The 5,862-nt window shown below is 63.2% G+C and carries 5 protein-coding genes; all 5 read left to right on the forward strand.

Annotation, left to right across the window (positions count from 1 at the left end):
- On the forward strand, window positions 1-337 hold a 337-nt coding region (locus tag GIB19_RS27850), incomplete at its 5' end, for an aromatic-ring-hydroxylating dioxygenase subunit beta (protein ID WP_274888820.1).
- Window positions 338-347: 10 nt separating this feature from the next.
- Window positions 348-1,307: a PDR/VanB family oxidoreductase gene (locus tag GIB19_RS27855; protein WP_258703980.1), complete on the forward strand. Its 960-nt coding sequence runs from the start codon at window positions 348-350 to the stop codon at window positions 1,305-1,307.
- 114 nt (window positions 1,308-1,421) lie between these two features.
- Entirely contained in the window at window positions 1,422-2,666 is a 1,245-nt protein-coding gene (locus GIB19_RS27860; protein WP_274888821.1) for an OprD family outer membrane porin, read from the forward strand.
- Window positions 2,667-2,688: 22 nt separating this feature from the next.
- Entirely contained in the window at window positions 2,689-3,996 is a 1,308-nt protein-coding gene (locus tag GIB19_RS27865; protein ID WP_027593650.1) for an MFS transporter, read from the forward strand.
- A gap of 94 nt (window positions 3,997-4,090) precedes the next feature.
- Window positions 4,091-5,449, forward strand: a complete 1,359-nt coding sequence (locus tag GIB19_RS27870; RefSeq protein WP_274888822.1) for a spinster family MFS transporter — start codon at window positions 4,091-4,093, stop codon at window positions 5,447-5,449.
- The last annotated feature ends 413 nt before the right edge of the window (window positions 5,450-5,862 follow it).

Here is a 5,862-nt window from a genome sequence, read left to right on the forward strand (position 1 = left end):
CGACTACGAAAACACCCTCAACTACGCCTACGACGACCACCACATGCGTGGCCTGCGCGTGCAGCGGTTGATCGGCGGCGAGTCGATTTCCACCAGCCCGCAACCACGCACCGTGCGCACGATTTCGCGCTTCCGGGTGTTGGGCGACGACGGCGTCAACGTCACCGTGCGCTGCGCGCAGAACGTGCGTGAGTTCCGCAAGGAAAGCCTCAAGCACTACAGCGCCGACCTGACCTACACCCTGTTGCGGGCGGAAGGCAGCTTCAAGATCCACCGCAAGGTGATCAGCCTGATCAACAGTGACGATACCCTCGCCGGTATCGGCTACATCCTTTAGGGCCACGACCATGAGCGAACAACTGCTCGATGTGATCGTGCAAGCCCGCGAAGTGCAAGGCGGCGACGTGGTCGTACTGGAGCTGGCCGCGGTCGACGGCCAGGCCCTGCCGCGCTTTGCGGCAGGCGCCCACGTCGACCTGCACCTGGCGCCCGACCTGGTGCGTCAGTATTCGCTGTGCGGCGACCCCGCGCATGCCAATGTCTACCGCCTGGGCGTGCTCAAGGACAGCCAGTCCCGTGGCGGCTCGGTGGCGGTGCACGAGCAGCTGCAGCCCGGCACGCCAATGCGCATCAGCGCGCCGCGCAACCTGTTCCCACTGGCCAGCGACGCCACGCGCTCAATCTTGCTGGGCGGTGGCATCGGCATCACCCCGATGATCGCCATGGCCCATGCCCTGCATGCCCAAGGTAAACCGTTCGAGCTGCATTACCGCGGCCGCTCACGCAGCCGCTGCGCGTTCGTCGACGAACTGCTCGGCGCACCGTTCGCGGCCAGCGTGTTCACCCACTTCAGCGATGAAGGCCCTGAGCAGCACCTGGACCTGGCCCAGGTGCTGGGCCCCGCCATGCCTGGCGTGCACCTGTACACCTGCGGCCCGGCGGGCTTCATGGATTGGGTGATCGCAGGGGCGCGCCAGCAAGGCTACGACGACCCACACATCCACCACGAGTACTTCCAGGCCGAGGTCGACACCTCGGGCGGCAGTTTCGAGGTGGTCGCCGCACGCAGCGGCAAGACCGTGCAGGTGCAGGAAGGCCAGCCCCTGACCGCCGCCCTGCGCAGTATCGGGATCAAGGTCGAGGTGTCCTGCGAGCAAGGTGTGTGCGGCACCTGCCTGTGCGACGTGCTCGAAGGCGAACCCGACCACCGTGACCACTACCTGACCGAAGAGGAGAAACACACCAACGAGCAGATCGTACTGTGCTGTTCCCGGGCGCGCGGCAAGCGCCTGGTGCTGGATATCTGAGAAACAAAAACAAAAACAATACGTGACAGACAAGCGGGCGCAAGACCTGCAGCCCTTCTGCCCAGTTGCTCGACTGCCCAGGACTTGTACTGATCACACTTCCAGGATTACCCCATGGAACTCAAATGGCCGTTGCGTGCGAAACCGTTTTGCTTGTGTGTGGGCGCCGTATTACCCCTGACGTGCTTGGCCGATGTGGTGGATGACAGCCACCTCTCGCTCAATTTCAGAAACCTCTACCTGAACCGTAACTTCACCAACCCCAGCGCGCCGGTGTCCAAGGTCGGCAACTGGTCGCAGGGCTTCGACCTGCAGTTCGAGTCCGGTTACACCGATACCCCCGTGGCAGTCGGTCTCGACCTCAACGGCCAGTATGCCGTGCGCCTGGACTCCACCGGCAACGATGGCTCGCTGCCCTTCAGCAAGCACCGCCAGCAGGCCGCCGACGACTATAGCCGCGGCGGTGCGACCCTGAAGCTCAAGTACGCCAACACCAAGGTACTGATCGGTGATCAGAAACCTTTCTACCCCGTCGCCTCCAACGACCCCAGCCGGCAGCTCGACACGATTTACCAGGGCGCGGTGATCGAATCACGCGACATCGACAACCTGACCCTCGTTGGCGGGCGCTTCTGGTCCATCGTCACCCGCGAGTCATCCAACCATGAGCGCCTCTACCGCTACGGCACCCGCGACGACCTGGACAGTGATGGCCTGGACTTCGCCGGCGCCACCTACGCCCTGACCCCAGACCTGCAAGCCAGTTACTTCCATGGTGTGCTCAACGACATCTACAAGCAGGACTACGGCGGCATCAAGCACGCCCTGAAGTTCGCCGACGGCTACCAGTTGAAAACCGACGTGGGGTACTTCAACAACCGTGAAGACGGTGCCGCACGCAGCGGCACCGTGGACAACCGCGCCTACTTCGGCCTGGTCACCCTGGAAAAAAGCGGGCACATGCTGGGCCTGAGCTACCAGCGCATGACCGGCGATACCGTGTTCCCGACGTTGAACGGCTACGTGCCGCAGCTGTGGCTGCCGAACTGGGCGGGCCTGCCGTTCATTCGCCCGGATGAACGCAGCTGGTCGGTGCGTTATGGCTACAACTTCGCCGCCATGGGCCTGCCCGGGCTGAAGCTGCTCACCCGCTACATCAAAGGCACCGACATCGACCGCGGCCCGGGCCTTGCAAGGGACCAGGAAAGCGAGCGCGACATCATGCTCAGCTACGTGATCCAGAGCGGCCCGCTCAAAGACCTGGCCTTCGACCTGAAGAACATGCGTACCCAACAGCAGTACGGCAACGACTACAACGAGTATCGCCTGATCACTTCCTACACCTGGAAGTTCTGGTGACCGGCCCGCATGGAGATGGCTCATGAGTAACCTGAACACCAGCATCACCCGCGATACCGACCCGCGCACCATGCGCCGCATTGTCATCGCCTCGGTCCTGGGCAATGCCCTGGAATGGTATGACTTCTTCCTCTATGGCACGGCCGCAGCACTGATTTTCGCCCCGCTGTTCTTCCCCGCCGGCACCGACCCGGTGCTTGGCACCATGGCCTCGTTTGCCGGCTTCGCCGTGGGCTTTCTGGCTCGCCCGCTGGGTGGCCTGATCTTTGGCCATATCGGCGACAAGGCCGGGCGCAAGAAGGCCTTGGTGATGACCCTGGCGATCATGGGTGCGGCAACCTTCGCCATGGGCCTGCTGCCAACCTTCGAACAGGTCGGCTACCTGGCCCCCGCCTGCCTGGTGATCCTGCGCGTGCTGCAAGGCGTTGCCTCGGGCGGCGAATGGGGCGGTGGCGTGCTGCTGCTGAGCGAGAACGCGCCCAAGGACCGCGTCGGCTTCTATGCGGCCTGGAGCCAGCTGGGTGTTTCCGGCGGGTTCGTACTGTCTGCCGCTGCGTTCTACCTGGTGCAGATGCTGCCCGTCGAAGACATGATGAGCTGGGGCTGGCGGGTGCCATTTTTGGCCAGCATCCTGATTTTTGGCGTGGGGGTGTACATCCGCCGTCGCCTGCCAGAGAGCAAAGCCTTCGTCGAGGAACAGGCCCAGCAGGACAAGCCCGAGCACATGCCGGCCATGGAAGTGCTGCGCAACCACCCCAAGGCCGTGCTGCAGGCCATGGGTATCCGCATTGCCGAAAACGGCAGCGCCTACCTGTTCCTCGCCTTCACCATCGCCTACGCCAAGTTCACCGGCCTGGATACGCAACTGGTGCTGGCCAGCGTGATGGTGGCGATGATCGTCGAGGCCGGCACCATCGTGTTCTGGGGTTGGCTGTCGGACATCATTGGCCGGCGGGTGGTGTATGCCATCGGCTCGGTCGGTTTGATGGTGCTGGCGTTCCCGTTCTTCTGGATGCTCGATACCCACTCACCGGTGTGGGTGTACCTGGCGGCGTTGCTGGGCATGGCCTTCTGTCACGGCGCGATGATCGGCACCCAGCCGGCGCTGATGGGTGAGCTGTTCCCGGCCAAGGTGCGCTATTCGGGGCTGGCCATGGGGCACGAGATTGCCTCGATCTTCTCCGGCGGCCTGGCGCCACTGGCGGCAACGGCGCTGTTCAGCATTTACAAGGATGCCTGGCCGGTGTCGGTGATGCTCGTGGTGATGGGCGCGATCACCACCCTGGCGGTGATTTCCATCAAGCCACAAGCCTCTGCAGACAATAACTGACCGCGTGTTCAGCCCCTTCGCAGGAGCGGCCTTGGGCTGCGCAGGGGCCATCAGGCTGTCCCAATCAGGGCTGTCCCCTCAGGAACTTGCAAGCATGAATACCCTGACCGAAGCGCAACACCTCAAGCACACCCAAAAACGTTACGTGTACGAATGGTATGTGGTCATCCTGTGCATGGTGGCCTACATCTTCTCGTTCGTTGACCGGCAGATTCTGGCCCTGATGATCGAGCCGATAAAAGCCGACCTGCAGCTGAGCGACACCCAGTTCAGCCTGCTGCACGGCCTGGCGTTTTCGCTGTTCTACGCCTTCATGGGCATGCCCATCGCCTACCTGGCCGACCGCTTTTCGCGGCCACGCATCATCGCGGTCGGGGTGATTTTCTGGAGCTTCGCCACCGCCGCTTGCGGCCTGAGCAAGAACTTCATGCAGATGTTCCTTGCCCGTATCGGCGTGGGCGTCGGCGAAGCGGCCCTGTCGCCTTCGGCCTACTCGATGTTCAGCGACCTGTTTCCCAAAGAAAAGCTCGGCCGCGCAGTGGGCATCTACTCCATCGGCTCATTCGTCGGTGGCGGCATTGCCTTTCTGGTCGGCGGCTACGTGATCACCTTGCTCAAGGACGCACAGACCATCGAGGTGGCCTTCCTTGGCGCCATGAAGGCCTGGCAACTGGCGTTCTTCATCGTCGGCCTGCCTGGGGTGCTCGTGGGCCTGCTGATCTGGCTGACCGTGCGCAACCCCGAGCGCAAGGGCGCGCAGTTGGACGCCGACGGAAATGTGCGCAAGGTGAAGCTCACCGACGGCCTGCGCTTCATCGGCCGTCACCGGACCACGTTCAGCTGCCACTACCTGGGCTTCTCGTTCTATGCCATGGCGCTGTTCTGCATGATGAGCTGGACACCGGCGCTGTACATCCGCAAGTTCGGCATGAGCCCCGAGCAAGCCGGCTTCATGCTCGGCACCATCCTGCTGCTGGCCAACACCACGGGTGTGGTGTTCGGCGGTTGGCTGACCGACCACCTGGCCAAGCGCGGCCGCAGCGATGCGGCCATGCGTACCGGGGTCATCGGTGCGCTGGGCATGATCGTGCCGGCCGTGCTGTATTCGCAGGTGGACCAGCTGTGGCTGTCGGTGACCCTGCTGGTACCGGCCATGTTCTTCGCCTCGTTCCCCATGCCGGCATCCACTGCGGCCATGCAAATCCTCTCGCCGAACCAGGTGCGTGCGCAGGTATCGGCGGTGTTCCTGCTGATCAGTAACCTGATGGGCCTGGGCTTGGGCACCACGCTGGTGGCGCTGATCACCGACCGCTACTTCGGCGTACCGGCTGCGGTCGGTTCTTCGATGTCGATCGTCAGCTTCGTCGCGTCGTCGCTGGCCATCGTGTTGCTGGCCAAAGGCTGCAAGTGCTTCCGACACAGCATGCAGCGTGAGCACCCCGTCGCGGCCTGAAGTGTTGGCCAGCATGACCCGATTGTAGTCGGGGCCACCGGGTGCCAGGCTTGGCATTTTCAGCGCCTATCAGATCGAGCGCCGCCCGCGCGGCGCTTCGCAGCACAAGGCTGCTCCTACATCTGTTTCGGGCCAATTATTCCTGTGGCCTGGGCGCGCGACCCCTTGGCACCCAGCTTAATATCGTGGTGGACCAACAAGGCGGTCGCGCGCCGCCTTTACAGGCCTGACTGGCCCGAAACAGATGTAGGAGCAGCCTTGTGCTGCGAAGCGCCGCGCGGGCGGCGCACGATATCCGCCCCATCTCCAAACCCAAGACCAGCACATAGCAGCCCACTCCCCCAATATTCCGTGTAAACGCAAAAAAGCCCAGACCCTCCCCGCACGGAAAGGCCCAGGCATAAACGGTGAAT

The organism is Pseudomonas sp. ITEM 17296 (assembly GCF_028895205.1).
Taxonomy (GTDB): domain Bacteria; phylum Pseudomonadota; class Gammaproteobacteria; order Pseudomonadales; family Pseudomonadaceae; genus Aquipseudomonas; species Aquipseudomonas kermanshahensis.

Bases quoted from the DNA above. Each gene is read 5' to 3' on its own strand.
- GIB19_RS27870 (WP_274888822.1), top strand. From the start codon at position 4,091: ATGAATACCCTGACCGAAGCGCAACACCTCAAGCACACCCAAAAACGT.
- GIB19_RS27860 (WP_274888821.1), top strand. From the start codon at position 1,422: ATGGAACTCAAATGGCCGTTGCGTGCGAAACCGTTTTGCTTGTGTGTG.
- GIB19_RS27855 (WP_258703980.1), top strand. From the start codon at position 348: ATGAGCGAACAACTGCTCGATGTGATCGTGCAAGCCCGCGAAGTGCAA.
- GIB19_RS27865 (WP_027593650.1), top strand. From the start codon at position 2,689: ATGAGTAACCTGAACACCAGCATCACCCGCGATACCGACCCGCGCACC.